The 24,110-nt window shown below is 66.7% G+C and carries 20 protein-coding genes and 3 pseudogenes; 7 read left to right on the forward strand and 16 right to left on the reverse strand.

What is annotated here, in order from left to right:
* Positions 1-52 precede the first annotated feature (52 nt).
* The 5 genes and pseudogenes from R9B84_RS20100 to R9B84_RS20120 all read right to left on the reverse strand — a co-directional run.
* Positions 53-1,213: an AraC family transcriptional regulator gene (locus R9B84_RS20100; protein ID WP_423760123.1), complete on the reverse strand. Its 1,161-nt coding sequence runs from the start codon at positions 1,211-1,213 to the stop codon at positions 53-55.
* A complete protein-coding gene (locus R9B84_RS20105) occupies positions 1,213-2,847 on the reverse strand; it encodes an AMP-binding protein (protein ID WP_423760124.1) in 1,635 nt (544 codons plus the stop codon). Before R9B84_RS20105 ends, R9B84_RS20100 begins: the two co-directional genes overlap by 1 nt.
* A 254-nt stretch (positions 2,848-3,101) precedes the next feature.
* Entirely contained in the window at positions 3,102-4,250 is a 1,149-nt protein-coding gene (locus tag R9B84_RS20110; RefSeq protein WP_423760125.1) for a branched-chain amino acid ABC transporter substrate-binding protein, read from the reverse strand.
* Between the two features lie 486 nt (positions 4,251-4,736).
* Positions 4,737-5,141: a cupin domain-containing protein gene (locus R9B84_RS20115; RefSeq protein WP_423760126.1), complete on the reverse strand. Its 405-nt coding sequence runs from the start codon at positions 5,139-5,141 to the stop codon at positions 4,737-4,739.
* A gap of 19 nt (positions 5,142-5,160) precedes the next feature.
* Positions 5,161-5,439: pseudogene (locus R9B84_RS20120) on the reverse strand (helix-turn-helix domain-containing protein); the annotation flags it as partial.
* Positions 5,440-5,622: 183 nt separating this feature from the next.
* Here R9B84_RS20120 and R9B84_RS20125 point away from each other — a divergent pair.
* Positions 5,623-6,729, forward strand: a complete 1,107-nt coding sequence (locus R9B84_RS20125) for an AraC family transcriptional regulator (protein WP_423760127.1) — start codon at positions 5,623-5,625, stop codon at positions 6,727-6,729.
* Positions 6,730-6,751: 22 nt separating this feature from the next.
* Here the strand turns inward: R9B84_RS20125 and R9B84_RS20130 are convergent, their stop codons facing one another.
* A complete protein-coding gene (locus R9B84_RS20130; RefSeq protein WP_423760128.1) occupies positions 6,752-8,245 on the reverse strand; it encodes a HAMP domain-containing sensor histidine kinase in 1,494 nt (497 codons plus the stop codon).
* Positions 8,245-8,964 (reverse strand): response regulator transcription factor, encoded by a 720-nt coding sequence (locus R9B84_RS20135; protein ID WP_111021077.1) that lies wholly within the window; start codon positions 8,962-8,964, stop codon positions 8,245-8,247. Before R9B84_RS20135 ends, R9B84_RS20130 begins: the two co-directional genes overlap by 1 nt.
* Positions 8,965-9,589: 625 nt before the next feature.
* Between R9B84_RS20135 and R9B84_RS20140 the strand changes: the two are divergent.
* A pseudogene (locus R9B84_RS20140) lies at positions 9,590-9,733 on the forward strand (DUF3096 domain-containing protein); the annotation flags it as partial.
* A gap of 86 nt (positions 9,734-9,819) precedes the next feature.
* On the opposite strand, the gene R9B84_RS20145 reads toward R9B84_RS20140, so the two are convergent.
* Positions 9,820-10,143 (reverse strand): DUF3022 domain-containing protein, encoded by a 324-nt coding sequence (locus tag R9B84_RS20145; RefSeq protein ID WP_423761000.1) that lies wholly within the window; start codon positions 10,141-10,143, stop codon positions 9,820-9,822.
* A gap of 277 nt (positions 10,144-10,420) precedes the next feature.
* Here R9B84_RS20145 and R9B84_RS20150 point away from each other — a divergent pair, with 277 nt between their 5' ends.
* Both R9B84_RS20150 and R9B84_RS20155 read left to right on the forward strand, forming a co-directional pair.
* On the forward strand, positions 10,421-10,777 hold the full coding sequence (locus R9B84_RS20150; RefSeq protein WP_423760129.1) for a DUF3175 domain-containing protein: 357 nt from the start codon (positions 10,421-10,423) through the stop codon (positions 10,775-10,777).
* Between the two features lie 33 nt (positions 10,778-10,810).
* Positions 10,811-12,130, forward strand: a complete 1,320-nt coding sequence (locus tag R9B84_RS20155; protein WP_423760130.1) for a cation:proton antiporter — start codon at positions 10,811-10,813, stop codon at positions 12,128-12,130.
* Between the two features lie 353 nt (positions 12,131-12,483).
* Here R9B84_RS20155 and R9B84_RS20160 read toward each other — a convergent pair whose 3' ends face one another.
* Together R9B84_RS20160 and R9B84_RS20165 are read right to left on the reverse strand one after the other, a co-directional pair.
* On the reverse strand, positions 12,484-12,888 hold the full coding sequence (locus R9B84_RS20160; protein ID WP_423761039.1) for a hypothetical protein: 405 nt from the start codon (positions 12,886-12,888) through the stop codon (positions 12,484-12,486).
* A 28-nt stretch (positions 12,889-12,916) separates the two neighbouring features.
* On the reverse strand, positions 12,917-13,222 hold the full coding sequence (locus R9B84_RS20165; protein WP_423761001.1) for a hypothetical protein: 306 nt from the start codon (positions 13,220-13,222) through the stop codon (positions 12,917-12,919).
* Positions 13,223-13,422: 200 nt separating this feature from the next.
* Here R9B84_RS20165 and R9B84_RS20170 point away from each other — a divergent pair.
* A pseudogene (locus R9B84_RS20170) lies at positions 13,423-13,662 on the forward strand (hypothetical protein); the annotation flags it as partial.
* Positions 13,663-13,840: 178 nt separating this feature from the next.
* Positions 13,841-14,332 (forward strand): PRC-barrel domain-containing protein, encoded by a 492-nt coding sequence (locus R9B84_RS20175; protein ID WP_423760131.1) that lies wholly within the window; start codon positions 13,841-13,843, stop codon positions 14,330-14,332.
* Positions 14,333-14,467: 135 nt separating this feature from the next.
* On the opposite strand, the gene R9B84_RS20180 is transcribed toward R9B84_RS20175, so the two are convergent.
* The 4 genes from R9B84_RS20180 to R9B84_RS20195 all read right to left on the reverse strand — a co-directional run bounded on the left by R9B84_RS20180 (position 14,468) and on the right by R9B84_RS20195 (position 20,412).
* Positions 14,468-16,774, reverse strand: a complete 2,307-nt coding sequence (locus R9B84_RS20180) for a PAS domain-containing hybrid sensor histidine kinase/response regulator (protein ID WP_423760132.1) — start codon at positions 16,772-16,774, stop codon at positions 14,468-14,470.
* A gap of 102 nt (positions 16,775-16,876) precedes the next feature.
* Positions 16,877-18,271 carry a sigma-54-dependent transcriptional regulator gene (locus R9B84_RS20185; protein ID WP_423760133.1) on the reverse strand — a complete coding sequence of 465 codons (1,395 nt, stop codon included), beginning with the start codon at positions 18,269-18,271 and terminating at the stop codon, positions 16,877-16,879.
* Positions 18,272-19,141: 870 nt separating this feature from the next.
* Positions 19,142-19,747: a DUF4142 domain-containing protein gene (locus R9B84_RS20190; protein WP_423760134.1), complete on the reverse strand. Its 606-nt coding sequence runs from the start codon at positions 19,745-19,747 to the stop codon at positions 19,142-19,144.
* 269 nt (positions 19,748-20,016) lie between these two features.
* Entirely contained in the window at positions 20,017-20,412 is a 396-nt protein-coding gene (locus R9B84_RS20195; RefSeq protein ID WP_423760135.1) for a BON domain-containing protein, read from the reverse strand.
* 237 nt (positions 20,413-20,649) lie between these two features.
* Here R9B84_RS20195 and R9B84_RS20200 point away from each other — a divergent pair, with 237 nt between their 5' ends.
* Positions 20,650-21,624 carry a sigma-54 interaction domain-containing protein gene (locus tag R9B84_RS20200; protein WP_423761002.1) on the forward strand — a complete coding sequence of 325 codons (975 nt, stop codon included), beginning with the start codon at positions 20,650-20,652 and terminating at the stop codon, positions 21,622-21,624.
* A 12-nt stretch (positions 21,625-21,636) separates the two neighbouring features.
* Here the strand turns inward: R9B84_RS20200 and R9B84_RS20205 are convergent, their stop codons facing one another.
* The gene (locus tag R9B84_RS20205; RefSeq protein WP_423760136.1) at positions 21,637-22,587 is read right to left on the reverse strand and encodes a glycosyltransferase; all 951 of its coding nucleotides are present in this window, start codon (positions 22,585-22,587) and stop codon (positions 21,637-21,639) included.
* Positions 22,577-23,659 (reverse strand): glycosyltransferase family 9 protein, encoded by a 1,083-nt coding sequence (locus R9B84_RS20210; protein WP_423760137.1) that lies wholly within the window; start codon positions 23,657-23,659, stop codon positions 22,577-22,579. Before R9B84_RS20210 ends, R9B84_RS20205 begins: the two co-directional genes overlap by 11 nt.
* Positions 23,660-24,110 lie beyond the last annotated feature (451 nt).

A 24,110-nucleotide genomic window follows, 5' to 3' on the forward strand; every position in this document is an offset into this window, starting at 1 on the left:
AGCAATGGAAGCCTGTTATGGGAGCCGTCCTCGAAAACCGGCTCCCCAAGCACTACGTCTGCCGCCGATACGTCCCCGGCGTGCTCCCCGTCCAGTGCCGGAACGCGCGATGAAACGCGCTCGGATCGTCGAAGCCGATATCGGCGCCGATCGCCGCGATCGTATCGGGCGTATCGGTCAGCCGCTGGATCGCGATGTCGCGCCGCAGTTCGTCCTTGAGCACCTGGAACGTCGTCCCTTCGGCGGCCAGGTGGCGGCTCAGCGTGCGCACCGAGCAATGCAGGTGCTCGGCCGCCTGGTCGATCACGGGAAGGTCGGGCAGCGCCGCCGACAGGTACTGCCGTACGCGATGGCACACGAGCTGTTCGCTGAACGTCTCGAAGATCCAGTCGCCGGGCGCGCGCGCGAGGAACTTGCGCAGGTTGCGCTTGCTCTGCCGGATCGGCGCGTCGAGGTAGTCCGCGCTGAAGCGCATCAGCGTGCGCTCGCAGTCGAACTGCACGGAGCCGGTGAAGAAGTACAGGTGGTCGACCGCATGGCGCGGCCGCGGGCACGCGAACTCGATCTGCAGCAGCGGGATCTTCTGCCCGATCAGCCACGAACACACGCCGTGCACGAGCTTGAGCATCAGCTCCTGGCCGAGCGCGCCGATCGGGCCGATGGCCTCGTTCGGGCGCAGCAGCACCTGCGCGACGAGACCGTCGCGCTTCGATTCGACGAAGAAGTCGTCGAGCAGGATATGGAAGAACTGGCCGAAGCGATGCAGCGCCGTTTCGAGGTTGCGCGCATCGAGCAGGCTCAGGCACAGATACTTCAGCGTGCCGCCGCGCAGCGGGCGCGAGAAGATGCCGGGCATCTCGTCGTCGAGGTCGATCGCGAGCGTGCGGTACAGCGTCGAGAACTGCTCCTCCGTCACGCGCGCATGCGGCTCGCCGAGCAGCTCGATCGGAATGCCGGCCCCGCGCAGGTAGCGTTCGACCACGTCGCGCTGCGCACCCGCGCTCGCGAGGAAGCCGTTGACGAGCGAGATCGGCACCGTCGCGCTCGGCGACGGCAGCGCACGCCCGGGCTGGGCGGAAAGTGAATCTGAGCCGGTCATCGCGTCCCCGTCGATCGAACCGCTCGCATTGTACTTGAGCGGCCCGCGCGTCTGCTTCGGGGCCTTCGGTGCGCCGGGCCGCGCAGCCACGGCCGCGCGGCGCTTCGGCGCCATCAGTCGGTGCGGCTGAGTTCCCGGCGCAGGATCTTGCCGACCGTCGACTTCGGCAGCCGGTCGACGAAGCGGACGAGCTTCGGCACCTTGTAGGCCGCGAGGCTCTCGCGGCAATGCGCGACGAGCTGCGCCTCCGTCACGTCGGCATCCGGCGCCAGCACCACGAACAGCTTGACGGCCTCGCCCGTGCGCGCATCCGGCACGCCGATGCATGCGCATTCGGCGACGCCCGGCAGCGCGGTCGCGACGGCTTCCACCTCGTTCGGATACACGTTGAAGCCCGACACGATGATCATGTCCTTCTTGCGGTCGACGATCCGCAGGAAACCGGCTTCATCGAACACGCCGACGTCGCCGGTGCGGAAATAGCCGTCCGCCGTGAACGCGGCCACGTTCGCTTCAGGTTTCTGCCAGTAGCCGCTCATCACCTGCGGCCCCTTCACGCAGATCTCGCCCGCTTCGCCGATCGCGGCCTCGCGCTCCTGGTCGTCGAGCAGCTTCACGTCGGTCGACGGCAGCGGCAGGCCCGTGGTGCCCGTGAATGCGTCGATCGACTGCGGGTTGAACGACACCACCGGCGACGTTTCCGACAACCCGTAGCCCTCGCGGATGAAGTTGCCCGTCACCGCCTTCCAGCGCGACGAGATCACGTCGATCACCGCCGCGCCGCCGCCGGCCGACAGCTTCAGCCGCGACCAGTCGACTTCCTTCAGGCGCGGATGGCCGGCGAGCCCCGCGTACAGCGTGTTGACGCCGACGAACACGGTCGGCCGCGCGGCCTTCAGCACGTCGATGAACGCGTCCATGTCGCGCGGGTTCGCGACGAGCCAGTTGGCCGCGCCGATCGCGAAGTAGGACAGGAAGTTCACCGTCAGCGCGAAGATGTGATACAGCGGGATCGCCGTGACGACGACCTCCTCGCCCGGCTCACGCGCGGCCGGCACGATCGCCGCGAACTGCTCGATGTTCGCGACGAGGTTGCGGTGCGACAGCGCGGCGCCCTTCGACAATCCGGTCGTACCGCCCGTGTATTGCAGCAGCAGCAGGTCCGCGCCGCCCAGCGCGACCGGCTCGCCCGCACGCGATTCGCCTGCGGCGAGCGCGTCCGCGAGCGGAATCGAGCCGGGCGGCAGCGCGTCGCACGCACCGGCCGGCGCATCGACCACGCCCAGATCGCCGCGCCCCACGCTCAGCACGGTGCGCACGCGCGTGCCACCGACCACCTCGGCGAACGTGCCCATCGACCCGCCGCACACCACGGCGACTTCAACGCCCGCGTCGTTGAGCTGATGCTCGAGTTCGCGCGCGGTGTAGTGCGGGTTCACGTTGACCTGGATCCCGCCGATCTTCGCGACGGCGACGAACACGACCGGAAACGCGAGCACGTTGGGCAGCATCACGGCCACGCGATCGCCCTTGCGGACGCCGACGACCTGCTGCAGATACGCGGCCAGCGCGCTCGACAGGCGGTCGACATCGGCATAGGTCAGTGTGCGGCCGAACGAATGGAACGCGGGGCGATCGGCGAAGCGGCGCATCGCGTCGTCCAGCAGCGCGCTGACGGAAGGATGGCGATCGGCGTCGATCTCGGTGGGAATCGAGCCATACGACCCGGTCCAGTGTCTCGTGTTCATGTAGGTATCCTTGTGCGGCCGGCGCGCAGGCTTCGCGCATCGCGGGAACCGCTCCCGGATCGATGCTGGCGCCGCTCGTTCGACGCCGCATCGCCCGGGCGGGCATGGACCGTCTCACGAACGCCGACTATCGCCCGACGGCCACGCTTTGCAAATGATCGACGCGGCCGAAAAGATGATCGAAACGGACAGGCAGCCGGCGTGCGAGGCAAATCGCATCGATCGCCCCGGGATCGTACGAAGCGGCACAGCGATCATTCCGCTCCGATCGTCGTGACGGGAACCCAGCGGCCGCCCTTCACCTGATAAAGCGTCGACGTCGGATTCTTGAGGTCGCCGTTCGCATCGAACGCGATCATTCCGGTAACGCCCTCGTAGCGTGTCGCACGAAGCGCCGGCAGGAACTCGGCGGGCTTCGAGGAATTCGCCTGCTGCATCCCATGGATCACCACCCAGACGCAGTCATAGGCGAACGGCGCATAGGTCAGCATGTTCGGGCCGAAGCGCCGTTTGAATTTCTGCGCGAACGCCTTGCCTTGCGGGAGCGTATCGATCGGCCGGCCGTATTCCCACGCCATCGCCCCTTCGGCCGCCGAGCCGGCCACGTTGATGAAGATACTGTCGGCGATGCCGCCACTTCCGACGAACTGGACGCGCATGCCCAATTGCCGCATCCGCTTCGCAATGAGCGCCGCCTGGTTGTCCAGGCCGCCAAAGTACAGCAGGTCCGCGTTTGCGGCCTTGATATTCGTAAGTTGCGCGTTGAACTCGACCGCCTTGTCGTTCGTGTATTCGGATGCGACGACCGTGCCGCCGGCAGCCAGCACGGCCTTCTTGAACTCCTCCACCGCGCCCTGGCCGAACGCAGTCCGGTCGTCCATGACTGCAATGCGGCGCGCCTTCATCACGGTGACGGCATATTTTCCGGCATCGCCGGAATTCTGCGTATCGGTCGCGATGATGCGGAACACCGTCTTCAATCCCTGGCGGGTGATGGCCGGGTTGGTGGCCGCCGGGTCGATCAGCGGGATCCCGGCCTTCGCGAATATCGGCGCCGACGGCAGTGCCACGCCGGAGTTGTAGTAACCGACCACGGCGGCCACGCCGTCGTCGACCAGCTTCTGGGCAACCTGGACACCGATGCGCGGGTCACCCTGGTCGTCCACGGAATCGAGTTCGAAACGGACATCCTGACCGCCCAATCTTATGTGCCTGGCGTTCGCCTCCTCGACGGCCAGGCGCACCCCGTTCTCGAGGTCCTTGCCGTTCGCGGCACTGATGCCCGTCAACGGGCTGGACACGCCGATCCTGACGATCTGTTGCCCGTAGGACGGGCCGCAGGCGAACGACAACGCGACGACGCTCATGCCTGCGGCGAGCAATCTGCGTGGAAGATTGGGCATGGGTTCGACCCCGATGACAACGCACCCCGGTCGGCTGTCGCCATCGATCGGCTTCAGACTCGACCCCGATCACCGCCATGGCGTCCAGGCGGCGCTCCCCCTGAACAGCAGTTCGGCAAACGGCGGTTGCATTGATCAATATAGTATGAAAGAGAAATAAGCGGCCACTGCGTGCCAGTCGCTCCGTCCACGGATGGACCCGGTCAGAACTTGTGACGCCGCGCGACCCGTGCAACGATCCGATTCCGGTTCGACGATGCGTTATCGGCGCCACGCACATAGGCAAAGTCGAGGACGAATCGTGCAGGCAAGAACGTTCCATTTCATTCAGGTCTCCAAATCTTATGTTCCGGGATATCGCCGCTTCTCGGCTCAACAGCAACCCGGAGCGTATCCATCCAAATTCCGGATGCCGGAAACATTTCCCGGGGCCAATCCCATACTTTTCGCAATCCTGACCAGAAACAGCTGCCTACCGGTCACACCTCACCGAGAAACCATGCTCGCGCCGGCCTGCGCGACAACCAGCACGGTACAGCCGCGTTCCGACGACGTGCTGTGCGTCGAACCGGCCGGATACGACACAGTCTGGCCCGGGAGAAAACAGGCGCCATCCTCGTCCTTGAAAATCCCCTCCAGAATCAGGATCATCTCCGTGGAGTCATGCCGGTGCACCGGCGAGCGGGCACCCGCGTCGAGTCGCATCCAGTAACTGCTCCAGGCACCGTTCTCGTCGTCGGCCACCGGGATCCATGAAAAGCCCGGCAGGACGGTATCGCCGATCGTCATGGGCCGCCAGTCACGTTCGTCGATCGAATACGAGCGGCGTGCGCCGTCGATCCTTAAACCTGCGAGGGGTAGTGCCGCGTCGCGTGCATTGTCGCCGTGCATGTCGTCCGTCTCCTTGGGTTCAACGTGCCGCCGTCTCCGGCGCGTTCGGCAGCCGCGCCGTGCGATACGCGTTGGGCGGTTCTCCGAATTCCTTCCTGAATTCCCGGCCGAGGTGCGATGCATCCGAAAATCCGCAGGACATTGCGATATCGGCCACGGTGCGATCCGAACTCGTCAGCAGCCACGACGCCATCCGGATTCGAATCTGTCTCGCGTATGCGCGAGGCGACTTGCCCGTTTCCATCGTGAACAGGCGTTCGAGTTGCCGCACCGACACTTCGAGCCGCCGGGCCAACTCGGGCTGGATATAATCGCGGGCTGGTATCCATCTCTCATCGAACCGCTGATCGGCCGTATGCGCCGGGCGATCCGGCCCGGCGCGTCGCGGTTGCACCCAGGGTGAACCCAGTGGCGAAACCGCACGTTCGGGCGCAGAATCGCGGGCCCGCAAACGGTATCGAATCGGACTCAGGACTCAGTCATGCCGCGTGACGCGCTGATGAAACCGACGGACACACGGCAGCCCGGCGATCGACTGCCCGACGCCACGCTGTCTGCCCTGCTGCGCGAGAAACGCTTCTCGCCGTCCAAGGTCGCGGTCCTGCTCCAGGTCGCATCGGACCTCGGGCTCGACGCAGAGTCCGTGCTGGCCGAGACCGGCCTTGATCCTGCCGCCGTCGCCGATCCGTTCACGCTGACCTCGTCGCAGCAGTTCCTGACGGCCGCGCGCAATGCGATCGGCCGGTACGACGGTTCCGATCTCGGCGTGCGCGTCGGCCGCCTGCTGCATGCGTCGAGCTACGGGATGTACGGCTACGCGATGCTGTGCTCGGAGTCGATGGCCCATGCGTTCGACTCGGCCGTCAAATATCACCAGCTCGCGAACCGCGCGCTCGAGATCCACTGGGTCGCGCACGGCGATACGGCGTCGTGGCTGTTTCCGAATCAGGACCAGGTGCTGCTGCCCTGCCTCGACCCGCCGCTGTACCGCTTCCTGATCGACATGCAGTTCGCGCTGCACGTGACGATCATCAAGGACGTGATGGGGGCATGGTGCGTGCCGGCGCGCGCGCAGTTCACGCAGCCGGAGCCGCCGCATGTGGCGTTGCTGTCCGACGCGCTCGAATGCCCGCTCGCGTTCGGCCAGCCGCGCAACGTGCTCGACTACCCGGCGGCGTGGCTCGCGCGCGCGCCGCAGCTCGCGAATCCGATCACCGCCGCGCAGGTGTCGTCGCATTGCGCGCGCCTGCTCGACGAACTTCGCACCCAGTCGGGCGTCACGCGCCGCGTCTATCAGGAACTCACGCGCACGCCGGGACACTTCCCGGACATCGACGCGATCGCGGACATCCTCTGCATCACGTCGCGCACGCTGCGCCGCAAGCTCGAAGCGGAAGGCACGTCGTACAGCGAACTGCTGACGAGCGTGCGCAAGGCGCTCGCGATCGACTACCTGAGCACGACCACGCTCAGCACCGAGGACATCGCGCTGACGCTCGGCTTCAGCGATGCGGTCGGATTCCGCCACGCGTTCAAGCGCTGGACCGGCACGACGCCGAGCGACGTGCGGCGCAAGCGCGGCGGCTGAACGCAGGCGCCGCTGACGGATTTCAGCGTGCGTCGCCGGCCGCCGGCACCGCAACTGCCAGCGCAAACTCGAACACCGCGCCGCGTCCGGCCCGGTCGACGAGCCGGATGCTGCTGCCGTTCAACGCCAGCATCCGGTGCACGATCAGCAGGCCGAGCCCGCCGCTCGTCACGGCGCCGCCGCCCATCGGCCGCTGCGGCCGCTGGAACAGCCCTTCGCGCCGCGCCACCGGAATCCCCTCCCCGGTATCCGACACGGTCACGACCACGCAGTCACCCTGCGGCGCCAGCGCGACCTCGACCTCGCCGTGCGACGGCGTGTGCCGCAATGCGTTGTCGAGCAGGTTGGTCAGCACGCGCTCGATCATCCCGAGATCGGCCGACACGACCGGCACGCGCGGCGGAATCCGCGCATGCAGCGCGACGCCTCGCGCCTGCGCGGCCAGCTCGAATTTCTGGAACACGTCCTGCACGAGATCGACGAGCGAGAACGGCTCGCGCTCGGCCTGCACGCCGCCCGACTCGAGCCGCGCGAGCTCGAACAGCGCCTGCGCGAGCCTGCCGACCTTCGCGCTCTGCGCGAGCGCGATCGACAGGTAGCGCCGCCGTTCGGGTTCGGCGAGCGCGTCTGACTTCAGCGACAGCGTCTCCAGATAGCCGTGCAGCGACGTGAGCGGCGTGCGCAGGTCGTGCGAGATGTTCGTGATCAGTTCGCGCCGCTGCTGATCCTGGTGCGTCAGCGCGCGCCACTGGTCGCCGATCCGGTCGGCCATCTGCGCGAACGCGGATTCGAGCACCGCGATGTCGTCGCCGCGCCGGCCCGGCAGCGAGCGCGGCATCGGCGGCTGCGTGTCGGGCGCGCCGTTCGCGTCGAAGCGGCGCAGCGCGTCCGTCAGCCGGCGCAGCGGGCGCGTGATGAAGCTGAACGCGGTGAGACCGGCGAGCAGGCCGAGCAGCGCGACGAGCGCCATCGACCACAGCGTCGTGCGCAGCACGTTGCCGGCGTCGACGCGCGCGGCCAGCCGGTCGTGCGCCTCGCCGAGCAGCACCACGTAGATATAACCCGACGGCGGCTGCCCGGCGCGCTGTAGCGGCGCGGCGCTGAACACCTTGCGCGCGTCGGGGCTGCGCGGATCGTCGCCGAGGATCGGCAGCGGCTGGCCCGCGATGAAGCGCTGCACGGGCGCGAGGTCGACGCGATCGCGCTTCACGTGGCCGGGCGGCGCATCGTCGCCCTTGATCCGCCCCGCGTTGTCGAGCAGGTACACCTCGACGCTCGGGTTCACGCCCATCAACTGGCCGAACAGCGTGCGCACGGCGTCGGGGCGCAGCCCGTTCGCGTCCATCAGCGGCGCGCTGTTGGCGATGTTGGCGGCCAGGTCGCGCGACAGCGCCTGCACGACTTCCTTCTCGCGCATGTCGTTTGCGCGGATCTGCAGCCACGCCGACGCGCCCGAGCACGCGAGCAGCAGGATCGAGAACACGAGCGACAGCCGCTGGGTGAGCGTGAGTTTCATCATGCGTCCCGCTGGCCCGGCGCGGCGAGCTTGTAGCCGCGTCCCCACACGGTGAGGATCCGCACGGGCTCGGCCGGATCGGCCTCGATCTTCGCGCGCAGCCGGTTGATGTGGGTGTTGACCGTGTGTTCGTAGCCTTCGTGCTGGTAGCCCCACACGGCATTGAGCAGGTCCATCCGCGAGAACACCTTGCCCGGATGCCGCGCGAAGAAATACAGCAGGTCGAATTCGCGCGGCGTGAGGTCGATGCGCGCGCCGTCGACGCTCGCCTCGCGCGCGATCGGGTCGATCGACAGCCCGGCGATGTCGAGCGTGCCCGCGTCGATCCGCGAATCGCGCGCGAGCGCGTCGACCCGCCGCAGCAGCGCCTTCACGCGCGCGACGAGTTCGAGCACCGAGAACGGCTTCGCCAGATAGTCGTCGGCGCCGAGTTCGAGGCCGAGGATCCGGTGCACCTCGCTCGACCGCGCACTCGTGATGATGATCGGCGTGTAGCGCGTCATCGCGCGTGCGCGCCGGCAGATTTCGAGGCCGTCGACGCCCGGCAGCATCAGGTCGAGGATCAGCGCGTCCCAGTTGCCCTGTTCGAGCAGGCGCAGCCCTTCGGCGCCGTCCGCGCTGTGCACGACTTCGTAGCGCTCGTCGCGCAGGTGCAGGCTCAGTACGTCGGCGATGTCGGCGTCGTCCTCGACGATCAGGATGCGTTTCGGATGGTCCATGGCGATGGGCGGCGGCACATTGGGCTCGTTAATGATGGTCGGTGGTCGGTAGTCGGCAGGCGATCGGTGACCGGTTCGGGCCGTCCCCGGTCCGGACGGCCGGTCGCCGGGGTCGAATCGCGGCGGAAGCCCGCGCTGCCGCCATTGTGCAAAATTTTGCGGCGGCAAGTGATCACATTTAGTTTAACTTTGGATCGTGCCTGTTCTGTGAGCCAATGTCCGTAAGGCTTTCCGATCCAGCCCCTAAAACGAATCTTGCGTCACCCCGCCCGAACACCAAATAAACGCCAAAAGGCGAACGCGGCACGTTCCCGGCGATGGCGCAAGTCCGCGCATTCCGGACCGGAATCCACGCTGCTTGCGGCCTCAGCGCCGCGCCGGCGCGACATCGTCAGGCACCGTGCCGCCGACCGGCCGGCGCTGCACCAGCGGCTAGCCGCAGGATCCGATAACAAATACTCAACCGCGACGGCTGCGGACTTCACGCGTGCTTTCAGTTGCGGTTTTGGACGGGTACTCAACGACATCGGCCGAGCCGTAGACACTTTTGTGGCCAGCATCGTCGAGACGGGTGCCGGAGGCACGGCAGGCCGTGCCCACTCATTGTCAATCTCGCGGAGGGGGCATGCACATTCTCACTAGCGCCGGCCCGCTGGTTTCGCTGATCGCCGGCATTCTCATGCTCGCGGTACCCCGCCTGCTGAACGACATCGTTGCGATATACCTGATCGTCACCGGGCTGTTCGCGCTGTTCGGAGGACATCTTCATCGAGTCGAAGTGCCTGATGAATCAACGCGATCGGAACAGCGTCAATTCTTTTCAAACGCATGTCATGAGCGACGCCCGGTCAGTCGTCAATGCAGCCGTGTCGCCACATCAATCAGCGCATCCGTGATTTCAATGGTCAGCTTGCACTCGTCCGCTTGCTCTGGCAGGCAGTCGACCGTCTGCTCCACGGCATCTTGCAGCAGTGCGTGGACGCGCCCACGTGCGGCGGCATCGAGATTCGCATAGCGTTCCATCGCCCAGCAATCGAATATGAGGTCGATTGCAGGACCCGGGGCACCGCCGGGCGCGGCGCAGGCTGCGACAGCCCACGCTGCATGAAAAGTGATCGTGCCCGTCTCAGGGTCGAAGCGGACGGTTGTGTCCAGTTCCCTTTCGGCATTCGAATGCATGATGTCCTCCGTTGAATTGGCCGGCCCCGTCTGTCGGCGGCTGCATCGTGCAGGTGCCTGCGTCGACTCGCCAGGGGGCTCGATCATTGCCCGGGTCAGGTTGCGAATACCACCGTGTATGTCCTCCGTGGAAACGCGCATCCGTTGAATTTTTCGCAATCGCCGTGCCCGCTACCTCGCACCGGGCTCACCGCACGCCGCGCGGCATGCGAATTGCGGCACGCGACGAGGCGTCACCGTGCCTGTCCGTTTCACTCGCCTCGACGGAGAACGATCGATGAGTCATCTTTCAGCAGTGCAAGGCCATGGAAAACGCCCGGCGAGGCGGCCGGGCCGACGTCGCAATGCCGATCCACAACATCGCGGGCGCTGGTCCGGCGAGGTCACGCGTACCAGCCAGGCGCTCGACCTCGAGCCGGACATCTACAAGAGCGACGATCCGGGCGCGATCGCAGCGTCGCTGAAGCGCTCCGCCGAGCGCAGCCGGCGCCGCAAGGCGACGCCGTTCCAGTCAACCATGTCGATGCTGAACTTCTACATGAACCGTGCCGGCCGCAATCTGCCGAAATCGCGACGGGCGACGCTCGAGCACGCGAAGCGGAAGCTGCGCGAGGCATTCGGCCGCAAGCCTTGACACGATCCGCGGACGTCCGCGCGGAGGCAGCACATGCACGAAACCCTCTGGTACCTGATCGTCGGTGCGGTGCTGATGGGCATGGGCATCGCCACCTCGGCACTGCGCCATCTGCCGTGCAGCACGGCGATGATCTATCTGCTGCTCGGGGTGCTGCTGGGGCCGGCCGGCGCGGGTCTGCTGCACCTCGACCTCGAACGCGACGCACCGTTGCTGCGCAGCGTTGTCGAGGTCGCATTGCTCGTGTCGCTGTTCGCGATCGGGTTGCGGCTGCGCGTGCCATGGTTCGACCCGCTCTGGCTCGTGCCGTGCCGGCTCGGGTTGCTCGCAATGATCGTCACCGTGCCGCTCCTTGCCGGTTGCGCAGTGTTCGCGCTGCGGCTCGATTGGGGGCCCGCGATGCTGCTTGCGGCGATCCTCGCGCCCACCGACCCGGTGCTCGCGCACGACGTGCAGGTGCGCGACCCGGGCGACCGCGATCTCGTGCGTTTCGCTCTGACGGGCGAAGGCGGTCTGAACGACGGCATCGCACTGCCGTTCGCGCTCGCGGGACTCGCGCTGTGCGGCAATCCCGACGCGACGCACCGGATGCCGCCGCTGTCCGCCGGGTTCGCGCTGGCCGCGCTGTGGGGCATCGCCGGCGCGGCCGTGATCGGCGGCGCGCTCGGCTGGACGACCACGAAGCTGATCGGCTGGCTGCGCACGCAACACGCGCAGGCCCTTGGCCTCGAGGGATTCTTCGCGCTCGCGCTGATCGTGCTGTCGTTCGGCGCGGCGCAGCTCGCGCAAACGTTCGGCTTCATCGCGACGTTCGCTGCGGGCGTCGCGATGCGGCGCGTCGAACACCTGGCGAGCGGCGACCGCCCGCCGCGCGAAGTGATCGGCAAGATTGACTCGGCGGACGTCGTCGCCACCGAGCAGCATCCGGAAAAGGCACATGCGTACATGGCCGAATCGGTGCTGGCCTTCACGATCGAACTCGAGCGCATCGCGGAGGCGGTCGTGATGACGATGGTCGGCGGCGTGCTCGCGACACAGCCCGGTGCGCTGATCACGTGGCGCACGGCCGGGTTGACCGCCATCCTGTTCTTCGTGGTGCGGCCGGCCGCGGTTTGCCTGTCGCTCGCCGGCTCGCGCGCGACGCGTGCGCAGCGGCGGTTGATGGCGTGGTTTGGCATCCGCGGCATCGGCTCGTTCTACTACCTGTTGTTCGCACTGGAACACGGGCCCGCCGACGCGGTGCGTCCGCTTGCGGCGCCGGTGCTTGCGATCGTCGCCGCGTCGGTGATCGTGCACGGGGTGTCCGCAACGCCGTTGATGAGCAGGTATCACCGGCGGCCGCGTCAGCCCTGAGCCGTCACGCCCGCGATCGCGAACAACGCGATGAGGGTGGCAATCAACGGCGACGCAGTCGAACGGCGAGCCCTGCCCGAATGCGCGGCGGCGAGCACCGGGTCGGTGCAGGTGCACCGCACATTACGGGCCGCGCACTGCGTCGTCGATCATGCGTGACGCGCGAGAACGCTTGTTGCGGCAGCCGTCAATACATCATGGGCGGCTGCGAGCCAGGGGGGCGGCGGTCGTCCGTCGATGGCGCCGAAGCAGTCCCGCCTGCTGCAGGTCCCGTGTCGTAATGACTGTTTGCGTCTTGCGTCGAATGTGACTGCATCGCGCCGCCTTGTTGCGACGCAACGTCGGGACGCGTTTCATAGGAGCCCGCCTGCGAGCACGCTGCGACACCGCACGCCGCGGCGATCGCCCATACGGCGGCGCCGTGTATCAGGATCGGTTTCATCGAAGTCCTCCAGAACATGCAGCCGGCCATGCGCCTGTCGCGCTCGGAACCGGTTAACGTGAAAATTCCCGGCATTTGCGTTCGGGCTGCGTTGCACGATCGTGGCAGCGAATTCCGCCGCGATTGATTTCAGCGCGAGGCGCTTCTGTTCGATGTCCCACTGCTCGAACGCCGTGAACACGTCCTCGTCGAACGTGCTGGCCACCGCCACGGAATGCCCGTCGATTCGCAAGGGCGTGCCGCCTGCGCCGCGCGATGCGAGGCTGCACACCTGCAACCGCAAGCCGCCGGTCGTTGAAATACCTGCTTCGAGCACGGCAAAACTTTCAACCGGCGTGAAGCACTCACGCCTCGTAGGCAGCCAGCACAATCCACAATTCGCAGCCGTCATCGGACGAGTGGGCGGCGAGCGCGAAATCGTCCTGCGGCCGGCTCGCCTGCTGCAGCGCGCGACGCGCGGCGTCGGTACCGTCGAACCCGGCACCACCGAGCTGCCGCACCTCCGTCTTGCCCTCGAACATCAGCCTGTCGGGCCGCGAAATCAGCGGCTCGAGCTTCCATGCCTCAAAGCGAACCCCGACGGTATCGAATCCGCCGCCGCATACGTTGATTTCGTAATGCACCTGATGTGTCTGCTTAGGAGAAGTCATGGCTCCCTCCTGCGTTTTCGCCGCCGTCGTTGCGTGCGTTGCACCGTCTTGCCATGTGCGGCCCGCAGGCCAGTCCTTCCCGCCGCGCACGACGCCGGCTTCGCGTTGCGGTGAATTCCCTGGAGCAAGCGCCATACCCGCGATGCCATCGGCACGTCCGTTGCGCCGGCGAACCTACGATCCCTGAACGAGCATCCGACATGACCAGGCTCCACCGCACCGGCGGCGACGTACCGACGCGCGGCCGGCGCGCCACGCATTCGGCGCTGCCGCTGAAGCTGCACGGCGACACGCACTCGCGTCATTCGGAGCAGCACATCGACGACGCGCTCGAGAACACGTTCCAGGCCAGCGATCCGCCGGCAACCGGCGGCGTCACGCGCATCGATCCGTCGAAGCCAGGCCGGAAGCAATCGCCGATACGGTGCACGCACGCTCGCGCGGCGCCCGAACGCGCTTTGCGCCGAGGCACGCCGCTTGCTCGATCCAACGCGCACCTACGCATACCGAAGCGCAAGCGGACGTGACGACGCGCGGCGCGTCACGACAGTCCGGACATTCGCCCGCACGACACGCTGCCCGACACGGGCGACGGCCACGCCAGCCAGGAGAATCATCATGAACGCCCCCGACCAAGGCACAACCCGCATCATCCGCAAGGGACGCGAAACAACGCGCGGCCCCGGCCCCGACGTCATGGCCGCCAGCACGCTCGCAGGCGACAAGGTGCTCACCGCCGACGGCGACGATGTCGGCAAGCTCAAGGAAATCATGCTCGACGTCGCGTCCGGTCGTATCGCCTATGCGGTGCTGTCGAGCGGCGGCCTGCTGGGGATCGGCGACACGCTGCACGCAGTTCCATGGAACGCGCTCACGCTCGATACCGAGCACAAGTGCTTCCTGTTGTCGGTGTCGATCGAACAGATTCGCAGCGCACCGGGATTCGACAAGGATCACTGGCCGACGCTGGCCGATCCGCAATGGGCGGGGCCGATCCACGACTATTACAGCAGCGTGCCTTACTGGAGCGTCGATGACGAGTTCGGCTCCGATATGCCGAAAGACGAGCTACCGCCGGACCACCCTGCGCGCGACGCACACCCGCGCTGACGCGCAACGGCTGCATCGGCGAGAGCGATTCCGAGGGCCACCGAAGCTGAGGGCGTACACACCCCCTCGCTTCCGTCTGACGTAGCTGACGTAGCAGGACCGACAGCGGCGCTCGAGGTCTGCCGCCCACGCCGTTCAGCCGTCGCCGTTCTTCGCGCTCGAGATCGCCTGTGCGAGCTGCTGCAGGTCGACCGGTTTGCACAGATAGGCGTCGAACCCCGCCGCCAGCGCGCGGCGCTCGTCGGCCAGCCCCGCATGAGCAGTCACGGCCAGGACGCGCAAGTCGTGCACGTTGGGTTGCGAATCGCGCCGCAACGCGTCGAGCAGCCAGAATCCGTCGCCGTCGGGCATCGCGAGATCGGACAGCACGACGGTCGGGCACTGGCGCGCGACCCGCCTGAGCGCCTCGCGGCCCGACGACGCGACATCGACCTCGGCGCCAAGCGTGACGAGCGCGGCGGACAGGCTCGAACGCGTCGCGGCGTCGTCGTCCACCACCAGCACACGCTGCCCGTCGAGCATCGCCGGCGGACGGCCGATGTCCGCCGATCCGGCGGCCGCCCACGCCATCGGGCCGATCGGCCGCCAGCCGCCCGGCAGCGTCACCGTGAACGTCGTACCGAGGTCACGTCCGGCGCTCGTCACGGACACCGAGCCGCCATGCAGCTCCACGATGTGACGGACGATCGACAGTCCGAGACCGAGACCGCGGCGCGACGACGCCGGCGAATTGTCCGCGCGGCGAAACGCCTCGAACACGTGCGGCATGAAATCCTCGGCAATGCCCTGCCCCGTATCCGCGACCGTCAGCACCGCGCTTGCGTCGGTCCATGCAAGGCCGACCTTGATGCGCCCGCCATGCGGCGTGAACTTCAGCGCGTTCGACACGAGATTCGACAGCATCTGCCGCAGACGCTCGCCGTCGCCCGTCACGACACATACATTCAGCGGGCAGTCCGTCTCGAGCACGATGCCGTCCGTTTCTGCCGCGGAGCGGAACGCGCTGGCGACGTCGGAGACGATACGCACGAGATCGACCGGCATCGCGTCGAAGCGCAGCTTGCCCGTCGCAAGCGACGACGCGTCGAGGATGTCGCCGACCATCCGCGACAGCGATCGCGCGCTACGGTCGATCGCGTCGATCGCCTGTTGCTGCAGGTTCGCATCGACGGAATGGCGCAATACCTCGACCCAGCCGTAGATCACGTTGAGCGGCGTACGCAGCTCGTGCGACATGGTCGCGATCAGCTCATCCTTGATCCGGTTCGACGTGTCGGCCTGCTTGCGCGCGCTACGCGCACCGCGCAGTGTGCGCTGCGCGCGGCGATCGCGCTGGCGTTGATCGCTTGAAGGCCGCAGCGTCATCGACAGCGCGACCTGTTCGCGCGCGAAGTCCCGCACCGGTTCCGCTGCGACGGTCGCCCGAAACCGCTCGCCGTTGCGCGCGATGCACAGCAGGTCGACGGGGCCGATCGCAATGCGCATGTTGCTGAACGCTTCTGCAACCGCAGTCCGCCGCCACCAGCGTGCCGCGACCAGCATCGCCACGTCGCGCCCCAGCACGTCGCGCGCGTCGTGGCCGAACATCCGCCGCGCGGCAGGGTTCCAGCTGACGATCCGGCGATCGGCCGCAATGCCGACGATCGCGTCCGGCGACGCGTCGACGACCGCGCGCAGCATCCGGTTCGCCTTGTCGTTCACACGTTCTCCACGTGCGTCGCGCAACACCATGACGGCGCCGTCGAGGTTGCCTTTCGTGTCGCGAATCGGCGACGCGGTGCCCACGATCGGCAGCGGCGCCTCACGACCGCCGGTGTGCAGCCAGTGCTGCGCCGGCACTGCGCCGCCACCGCCTTCGAGTGCGTGCTCGAGCGACTTAAGCGGCACACGCCGTCCGTCGCTGTCGTACACCCGCAGCACGTCGCTCACGCGCCGGCCCTGCACGTCGTCCCGCACACAGCCGACCAACTCCGCAGCCCGTTCGTTCAGGTAGGTGACCCGGCCTTGCCGGTCGGTCGCCAGCACGCCCAGCGTGAGCGATTGCAGCAGGGCCTCGACCCGCCGACGCGCGTCCGTTTCGCGGCGCAGCTGCGCATGCTGGAGAAACTGCGCGCGGCGCAGCGCCGACGCAAGCGCGCATGCCAGCGCCCCGAACAGCACGAACGAACCGAGTCGCAAGAGCCGCTCGGGCAGCGGCAACGTGTAGGCGGATGGATCGGACAGGAACAGCGTCCAGACCAGCGCGCCGCTCACCACGGTCGCGGCAAGCCCGAACCGGAACGTGGTCATCCACACGACGACCACGAGCATCGGGTAGTACAGCAGCAGCGGCAGGTTCACCCCGCCAAGCCGGATCGCGACCGCCTGGAACCCGGTCACGGCGGCCACCAGCATGATCGCGACCGCGCCATGTCGGGCTTGCGTTCGTGAAAACCGCATCATTGTGTTGCCTCCACTCAGTGCGCAGCCCGCGCGCGCCCGGCTGTCATCGTCGTAGACAATCCGTCCGGCGACACCGCCGCGGCATGTGTGCGCACCGCCCCATCATGAATCCGGTTTGTCCGCGGGCTTGTTGTCCGCGGATTCGGCCGACGCGCCATCGAGCTGCGCGAGTCGGTTGTAGATTGTCTTCAGGCTGACGTCCAGCAACTCGGCAGCCTGTGCCTTGACGCCGCCGCACTGGGCGATCGTCCCCTCGATCAACTGGCGGTCGACTTCCTGCAGCGACGTGCCGAACGGCACGGTAACCTGATCGTCGTTCGGATCGACCATCGTCGAGAGCTCTTCCATGATTGGCGGCGGCAGCGTTTCGATCACGTCGGCATCGCAGAAAATGCTGGCACGCTGAACGAAATTGCGTAGCTCGCGCACGTTGCCGGGCCACTGATACGATTTCAGTGCTTCGCGCGCGGCAAGCGCAAAGCGCTGATTGCGTCCGTTTTGCTCGTTGAAGCCCTGCAGGAACGTATCGGCGAGCATCGGAATGTCGTCGCCCCGCTCCCGTAGCGGCGGCAGTGCGATCGGGAATACATTGATCCGATGGTAGAGATCGGGCCGCAGCTTGCCGTCTTCCATCGCGGCTTCCGGATCGCGGTTCGTCGCCGCGATGATCCGCACGTCGACATCGATCTCGTGCGTCGAACCGAGCCGCGTCAGTTGTCCTGTCTCGAGCACGCGCAGCAGTTTCACCTGCGACTCGATCGGCATTTCGGTGATTTCGTCGAGAAACAGCGTGCCGCCGTCGGCGCGTTCGAAGAATCCCTTGTGCTGGCGGTCGGCCCCCGTGAAGCTGCCGCGATCGTGGCCGAACATTTCGCTCTCCACGAGGTTGGCCGCGATCGCGCCGCAATTGATCGCGAGAAACGGACCTTGCCGGCGCAGGCTGAGATCGTGAAGCGTCTGGGCAGCCAACTCCTTGCCCGTTCCCGATTCGCCGGTCAGCAACACCGACGCCTCGGTGCGCGCGACGCGGCCGATCGCGTCGTACATCGCCTGCATCGGCGGCGAACGGCCGAGCATGCGACCGAAGCGCCCGAGGCGCTTGAGCTCCGAGCGCAGTTCCGCGATTTCCTCGTGCAGGGCGCCCGTGCGCGGAACGCGCGCGAGAATGCTGGTGAGCCGCTGCATGTTGACCGGCTTCACGAGATAGTCGGTCGCGCCTCGACGCAGCGCATCGATCGCGGTTTCGAGACTCGCGTGGCCCGTCGTGAGCACCATTTCGCAGTGCGCATGTTTCGGCAGCATGTCGAACAGCGCCATGCCGTTGCCGTCAGGGAGCACGAGGTCGCACAGCACGAGATCCGGCGTGTGCGTGGCGATCAGCGTGCGGGCCTGCTCGAGGGTGGCCGCCGTATCGCACGCCAACTGCTGCGACTTCGCGAGCGCGGCGAGCATCGCGCGCGAATCGGCGTCGTCTTCGACAATCAGGACATAGGGCATCCGGACTCCTGTGGGCTGCTGCGGTACACGCTGCCACGACCGGCGTCAGGCCGGTGCCGGCGTCGAGCGGTGCGCGACGGCGGACTCGTGCAGGAGGGCCGCAGCCTTCCCGCGTGCCGCACGATTGGGACATGACGATTACTTACGAGTATAGAAGGCATATCACGCAATCCGCGATCATCGATTAAATCTATCCGCCGGGGGAGCGCACGCATGGCAGGATTCGATTCCGCGCGCAGCCGGTCACGCCTCGCGCCAACGTCGTGCCCATCGCCTGTCAGGAGTAGTCGTTGCCGGCCGGCGGTGTCCTGGCAGGATCGAGGGTCTGATTCATGTGTGCCGCCTGCTGGAAGATCGAAATCGGCCACGCCTGTCGGGACAAAGATCGCTGCCCGGGATCAAGCGAATTCCGTGCCGGTCCCGCCCCTGTGAATGCGCACGCGCTGGAGCACGGACTTCGCGTGCCACGTGTGCGCATTTTTACAATTCCCCTGTAGCGTGTGCGCGGCCGTCACCCGCCCGGGCACGCGGGCACGCGTGCGCTCGGCGCCGGCGGCACATGCACCGGCGGCTTGCGACCTGGCGGTTCATGCTCGGGCGGCCGGTGCTCCGGCGGATCGCCTTCCGGGTGTCGATACGGCTTCGGCAAGTCTGGCGGCAGGGGATCCGGATTGAAGTCAGGCATCGTCGGCTCAGGCCGATGCAGCGATGTCACGGGGTCAAGCTTCATGGTCGGTCCTCATTGCGGCATACGGTCGATCGGCGCCAACGGCGTGCCGACGCTGCGGCGCACGCGGTGCAATCCGCATCCGGATCGCTCGCAAGGGACGCGAAAACAGCGCGCCGCCCACCGGTTGAACGACGCACACGCTATGGCGCGCCCACTTTGCGTGCGAGCGCCTGCGCCATCGTCAGATGGTGCCTGAGCACCGGCAGCGTCGCCTCCGCGAACGCGCGCAAGTCGGGATCGCGACCGGCGCGCGCTTCGTCCTCGAACAGCCGGATTGCGTTGCGCTGCGCGTCGGGCCCGACTGCGGCGACATAGGCAGCGTCGAAATCCCGCCCGCTCATGTCGTGCAGCACGTCGACGTCAGGATCGACGATGCGCGCCGCCGGCATCGGCACGCCCTTGCGCGCCGCGAGCTGATGCAACCGGTCGTTCGCCTTGCCTTGATCGTCGACCATCCGCTTCGCGAATGCGCGCACGTCCGACGACGTCGATTTTTCGAGTGCGAGCCGGCTCGCCTGCATGACGCTCTTGCCGGCGAGCCCGGCCTGGTCGACGAATTCGACATCGGCGCGTTGCGGGGGCCGCGCGATTCGCGCATCGTCCGGCCCCGGCGACGGGTTGATGACGCCACGCTGTGCCCGCGAATCGGACGCGGGCGGCTCGCTCGGCATTTGCGCGTGCGCGGCAACCGCCGCGCCAAGCGCGCCGGCCGCCAGCACCGCGAGGATCCGGATGCTGGGCTTCATGCGATATCTCCTTGGCATGGCCGTCAACGTCGGCGGAGTCGGCGGCGTCCGGACCGCCGCCGGTGCGGCCTCGTTCCTGCGGACATTCGGTGCGGCCGGCTCGGGCGCGCGCAGCGCATGAACGACACGAGCACGTCCTGGGTCCCGAATGGTCGGGCAACGCCGGTTGACAGCCGCAAGCCGTCACGGTTGCAACGGAGTCCGGATCGTCTGTCCGCAGACTGATTCAAGCGTGCCATTCATGAGTGGACGCCCTGCCCGACTCAGCGTCATTTAGGCCGGATCGTCAGCTGGTCGTGGATGTCCTGCACCCCTTCGACCTGCTTCACGGTATTGACCGCAAGCGTGCGCTGCTGCAGGTCCGGCACGCTGCCCGTCAGCACGACGTTGCCGTGCCGTGTCCTCACGTGGATGTCACCGGACGACAGGTTGTCCTTGCCGAGGAGCGCGGCCTTCGCCTTGGTCGTGATCTCCGCGTCGTGGATTCTCGCGCCGGCCGTCGTCAGCGTGGATTTCACGTCGTTGTCGTTGTCGGCGGCCACCGCCACGTGTGGCGCGGCGGCGGCGCAGAATGCGGCCGCCGTGAGCGCGACCGCCGCGCCGAGCCGTTTCGACGGATGACGCTTCAGCCATTCGGTCCAGGCTTGCAACTGTCTCGCATTCATCGTGACCTCCTTTCGTCATGCCGGCATTGCGCCGATCCGGTCACGGTGCCGCAATTCGCATGCCACGCCCCGGCACGCAACCGGCTCCCTGCGCGCGTCGCACGCCATGCGTTCGCGGCTATCGATTGAATCTATCCGTTCGCGCGTCACGCATCGCAAGATTCAATGCGTTGCAGCGTGAAAATCACTATGCTTTTCACGAGAGAATCGCTTAATTTTTTCATCAGATATTTCGCCATGCCGAGACCCGACAATCATCGCGAGCGGCTGCTCGGCTCGTCGCGCTCGATCCAGACCCTGTTACGGAAAATAGCGAAGGTTGCGGCGACGCATGCCAGCATTCTGGTGGTCGGCGAGAGCGGTGCGGGCAAGGACATCGTGGCCCGCCTCGTGCACAACATGAGTCCACGGCGGCGTGGTCCGTTCGTTCCGATCCATTGCGGCGCCATTCCTCCCGATATTGCGGAATCGCAATTGTTCGGTCACGAAAAAGGCAGTTTCACCGGCGCGATATCGCAACACGTCGGTTTTTTTGAAGCGGCACGTGGCGGGACGTTGTTTCTCGACGAAATTGCCGAAATGCCCGCCGAGTTGCAGGTGAAGCTGTTGCGCACGCTCGAATCGAACATGATCATGCGGGTGGGCGGCACCGAACCTGTTCCACTCGACGTCCGCATCATCGCGGCCACCCATCACGATCCGGTGGCAGCCGTCCGGGAAGGTCGCTTGCGCGAGGACCTGTTCTACCGGATCGCCGGGATCGCGCTACATGTCCCGGCGCTCCGGCAGCGCGACGAGGACGTCGGCGACATCGCGCAGGCACTCGTCGACCGATTGAACGCGCGTCATTGCACGCGCAAGCGGCTGTCGAGCCAGGCCTCGAAGGCACTGTTCGCCTACTCGTGGCCCGGCAACGTGCGCGAGCTGCGCAACGTGCTCGAACGCGCATTCATCCTCGCCGACGAACAGATCGAACTGTATCTGCCGCCCCGGCTGCTTCCGCGCGACGAGGTTCGCAAGAACGCGATGACGCTGCAATTCGGCAGGAAGCTGCTGCAATCCCAGCAGCGCTTCATCGTTGCATCGCTCAGGCATTTCAACGGCGACAAACCGCGCACCGCAAGAGCGCTCGGAATCAGCCTCAAGACCCTGTACAACCGGCTTGCATTGATTCCCGAACACGAACGCGACGTGCCTTCAACCACGCGCTGAGCGTGCATCGCGTCACGCTGCGACTTCGAGCAGCACCGTATCCCAATCCTGCACGAACCGCGCAATGCCGAAGCGCGCGAGCGCATCCTGGCGTGCGACAGCGCCCAACGCGCGAGCGAGCGACGGATTGCGAATCAGCGTATGCATCGCATCGATCAGCACTGCAGGACGCGTATCCGCGATACCGTTGTGCCCGGACTTCACGAGCAGGGCCATTTCGGTCGTCGCGATTGCGACGATCGGCAACCCGATCGTCATCGCCTCGATCACCGCGAGCCCGAGGCTCGTATAGCGAATCGGATTGAAATAGAACCGGTAGTGGGACAGGAAGCCCGGCAGCGCGGGATTCGGCACCTCGCCGATACCGCCGAATTCGGACGAACCCATGCCGATGAGATCGAGCGGCACGCTGCGGCGCACGATATCGAACAGGTCCGCGCCGAGCCGCCGCCCGCGGCTGGCAAGATGATTGACCATCGTCACGCCTTTCGGCAAGGTGCCGCGATATGCCACGTCGTCCGGAATCAGCACCCCGTATTCGATCACGCGGGTCGGCGTGATGCCGTTGTCCCACATCAGCGCGTTGTACGGCGTGACGTGCACGAGCAGCACGTTCGGATCCTGCACCGGATGCAGCATATCCGTCGGATGCCCGCGTGGCGGGTCGTGTTCGATGAACAGCGCGGGCAAGGCGCGCTGCGCGTCGCTCAGGAAATTCAGGCGATCATGCAGATAATGCCGGTGATGTTGATAGAGCACGCAGTCGAACTCCGTGTCACGCACGCATTCCGGCGGTACTTCGTGCACGTTGTTGCCCCACGGAACATGACCGATGCACCCCGCATAGCCGGGCGGACGCTGCGCCTTCGTCACGATGAAGAATTCGTGCGGCGCCTGTGACAGGTAGTACAGGTAGTTACCGCGCGCGTGCCAGGTCAGCACGCGCAGCCGCTTACCGTGCATGGCGCGCCTCCTTGCAGAGCAGCTGGCAGGCGTGGCCGATCACCTCGTCGACGCCGATTGCAGTCGCGCACACGTGCTCATAGGGACACCTATCGAACCTGCACGGCCGGCAGGCGGGATAGACCGCCAGCACGCGATGCCGCTCGCGATCGAACGGCGCCGAGCGGACGACGTCGCTGCCGCACGCGATGACGATGCTCGGCGTGCCGAGCGCCGCTGCGATGTAAGAGACGCTCGTGTCGTTGCAGACGAGCAGCCGGGAGCGGCCGATCAGCGCCGCGAGCGCGCCGAGCGGCGTGCCGCCGCACAGATTGACGCATGGCTGCCCGAGGCCTGCGACGAACTCGGCCGCGAGATCCGCTTCGCCGCGCGTGCCGGTCAGCACGATCTGCAGGCCGTGCTCCGCGAGCCAGCGTGCGACCCGGGCAAAACGCTCGACCGGCCAGCGCCGCGACAGCATCCGCGCCCCCGGATGGACGACTGCATAGCGACCGGGCCTCAGCCCGTGCTGCTCGCCGAGCACCTGCCAGATCGCATGGTCGAGGCCCCCGAGCGGAAACTCGAGATAGTCGCCCCAGTCGTCGTAGCCGAGACTGCGTATCAGTTGCAGATACCGCGTGATGTCCGGCTGGTCGGCGGGCCACGGAATCACGTGATCGAGCGCCGCGGCACGGCCGCCGGGCGGCACGAAACCCGCGGTACGCTCCGCACCTAGCGACGCGACGACCGCGTTCGCGTGCTCGCCGCTGCCGTGAAGCTGGAGCGCGAGATCGAACCCGCGCGCGCAGCATGTCGAGCGAAACGCGTCTGCTTGCGCGGCGTCGGGCTCGGCCTGCTCGATGAGACCCGGCCCGCCCGGGAACCGGATGAAATCGTCGATATATTCGCTGAATCGCGATGCGAACTCGCGCGCCCATGGCAGGCCGATCAACGTGATGCGCGCGTTCGGCTCACCGCGCCGCAGCGCACGCAGCGCGGGTACCGCACACAGCATGTCGCCAAGTTGCAGCGCCCGGAACACTGCGATGCGGGGCCGGTCAACGGCATCCGGCAACGGAGGATCGAATGTCATAAGAAAGGTACTCTGAAATGCAGCGCCCGCGGCCCGTGACGAGCACGTTCTTGCCGTCGAGCGCCAACCTCGCCGGATCAAGGGTTCGAGTCGCATGCACCTGGTAGAACGCTGTGGAAGGATCGCAACATGCGACGTTTGTCGAGGCAAGCGCCGCTGAACGAGAATCAGCGATTTCCATGCCAGTCGGTCGCCACGCACTGCGCGGCGGCGGCATGGACGTTGCGTCGCGAGCGCCGGGAGCGTCACGGCGTTTTTATAACCGCGCTGTAAATTCGCCCCGTCTGCGATTGATGCACGAGCAAGTCAGGTGTCGCATCCATCCTATGTTTCGCGGCCGCGCACGGACAGGTCACGATGCAATGCGGCGAGCAGGCTCGTCGGCGCAAGTTGGACGGCCTCGCTCGCGGGTTGTCGTGCTCGATTTCCCGCCCGGAATATCGTCCGTGTA

The sequence above is a fragment of the Burkholderia sp. NLJ2 genome (assembly GCF_049487195.1).
In the GTDB taxonomy this organism is placed as follows: Bacteria; Pseudomonadota; Gammaproteobacteria; order Burkholderiales; family Burkholderiaceae; genus Burkholderia; species Burkholderia pyrrocinia.

What these genes read in the sequence shown, in the direction of transcription:
- R9B84_RS20100 (WP_423760123.1), bottom strand. Translation starts at nt 1,213, where the DNA reads ATGGCGCCGAAGCGCCGCGCGGCCGTGGCTGCGCGGCCCGGCGCACCG.
- R9B84_RS20105 (WP_423760124.1), bottom strand. Translation starts at nt 2,847, where the DNA reads ATGAACACGAGACACTGGACCGGGTCGTATGGCTCGATTCCCACCGAG.
- R9B84_RS20110 (WP_423760125.1), bottom strand. Translation starts at nt 4,250, where the DNA reads ATGCCCAATCTTCCACGCAGATTGCTCGCCGCAGGCATGAGCGTCGTC.
- R9B84_RS20115 (WP_423760126.1), bottom strand. Translation starts at nt 5,141, where the DNA reads ATGCACGGCGACAATGCACGCGACGCGGCACTACCCCTCGCAGGTTTA.
- R9B84_RS20125 (WP_423760127.1), top strand. Translation starts at nt 5,623, where the DNA reads ATGCCGCGTGACGCGCTGATGAAACCGACGGACACACGGCAGCCCGGC.
- R9B84_RS20130 (WP_423760128.1), bottom strand. Translation starts at nt 8,245, where the DNA reads ATGAAACTCACGCTCACCCAGCGGCTGTCGCTCGTGTTCTCGATCCTG.
- R9B84_RS20135 (WP_111021077.1), bottom strand. Translation starts at nt 8,964, where the DNA reads ATGGACCATCCGAAACGCATCCTGATCGTCGAGGACGACGCCGACATC.
- R9B84_RS20145 (WP_423761000.1), bottom strand. Translation starts at nt 10,143, where the DNA reads ATGCATTCGAATGCCGAAAGGGAACTGGACACAACCGTCCGCTTCGAC.
- R9B84_RS20150 (WP_423760129.1), top strand. Translation starts at nt 10,421, where the DNA reads ATGAGTCATCTTTCAGCAGTGCAAGGCCATGGAAAACGCCCGGCGAGG.
- R9B84_RS20155 (WP_423760130.1), top strand. Translation starts at nt 10,811, where the DNA reads ATGCACGAAACCCTCTGGTACCTGATCGTCGGTGCGGTGCTGATGGGC.
- R9B84_RS20165 (WP_423761001.1), bottom strand. Translation starts at nt 13,222, where the DNA reads ATGACTTCTCCTAAGCAGACACATCAGGTGCATTACGAAATCAACGTA.
- R9B84_RS20175 (WP_423760131.1), top strand. Translation starts at nt 13,841, where the DNA reads ATGAACGCCCCCGACCAAGGCACAACCCGCATCATCCGCAAGGGACGC.
- R9B84_RS20180 (WP_423760132.1), bottom strand. Translation starts at nt 16,774, where the DNA reads ATGATGCGGTTTTCACGAACGCAAGCCCGACATGGCGCGGTCGCGATC.
- R9B84_RS20185 (WP_423760133.1), bottom strand. Translation starts at nt 18,271, where the DNA reads ATGCCCTATGTCCTGATTGTCGAAGACGACGCCGATTCGCGCGCGATG.
- R9B84_RS20190 (WP_423760134.1), bottom strand. Translation starts at nt 19,747, where the DNA reads ATGAAGCCCAGCATCCGGATCCTCGCGGTGCTGGCGGCCGGCGCGCTT.
- R9B84_RS20195 (WP_423760135.1), bottom strand. Translation starts at nt 20,412, where the DNA reads ATGAATGCGAGACAGTTGCAAGCCTGGACCGAATGGCTGAAGCGTCAT.
- R9B84_RS20200 (WP_423761002.1), top strand. Translation starts at nt 20,650, where the DNA reads ATGCCGAGACCCGACAATCATCGCGAGCGGCTGCTCGGCTCGTCGCGC.
- R9B84_RS20205 (WP_423760136.1), bottom strand. Translation starts at nt 22,587, where the DNA reads ATGCACGGTAAGCGGCTGCGCGTGCTGACCTGGCACGCGCGCGGTAAC.
- R9B84_RS20210 (WP_423760137.1), bottom strand. Translation starts at nt 23,659, where the DNA reads ATGACATTCGATCCTCCGTTGCCGGATGCCGTTGACCGGCCCCGCATC.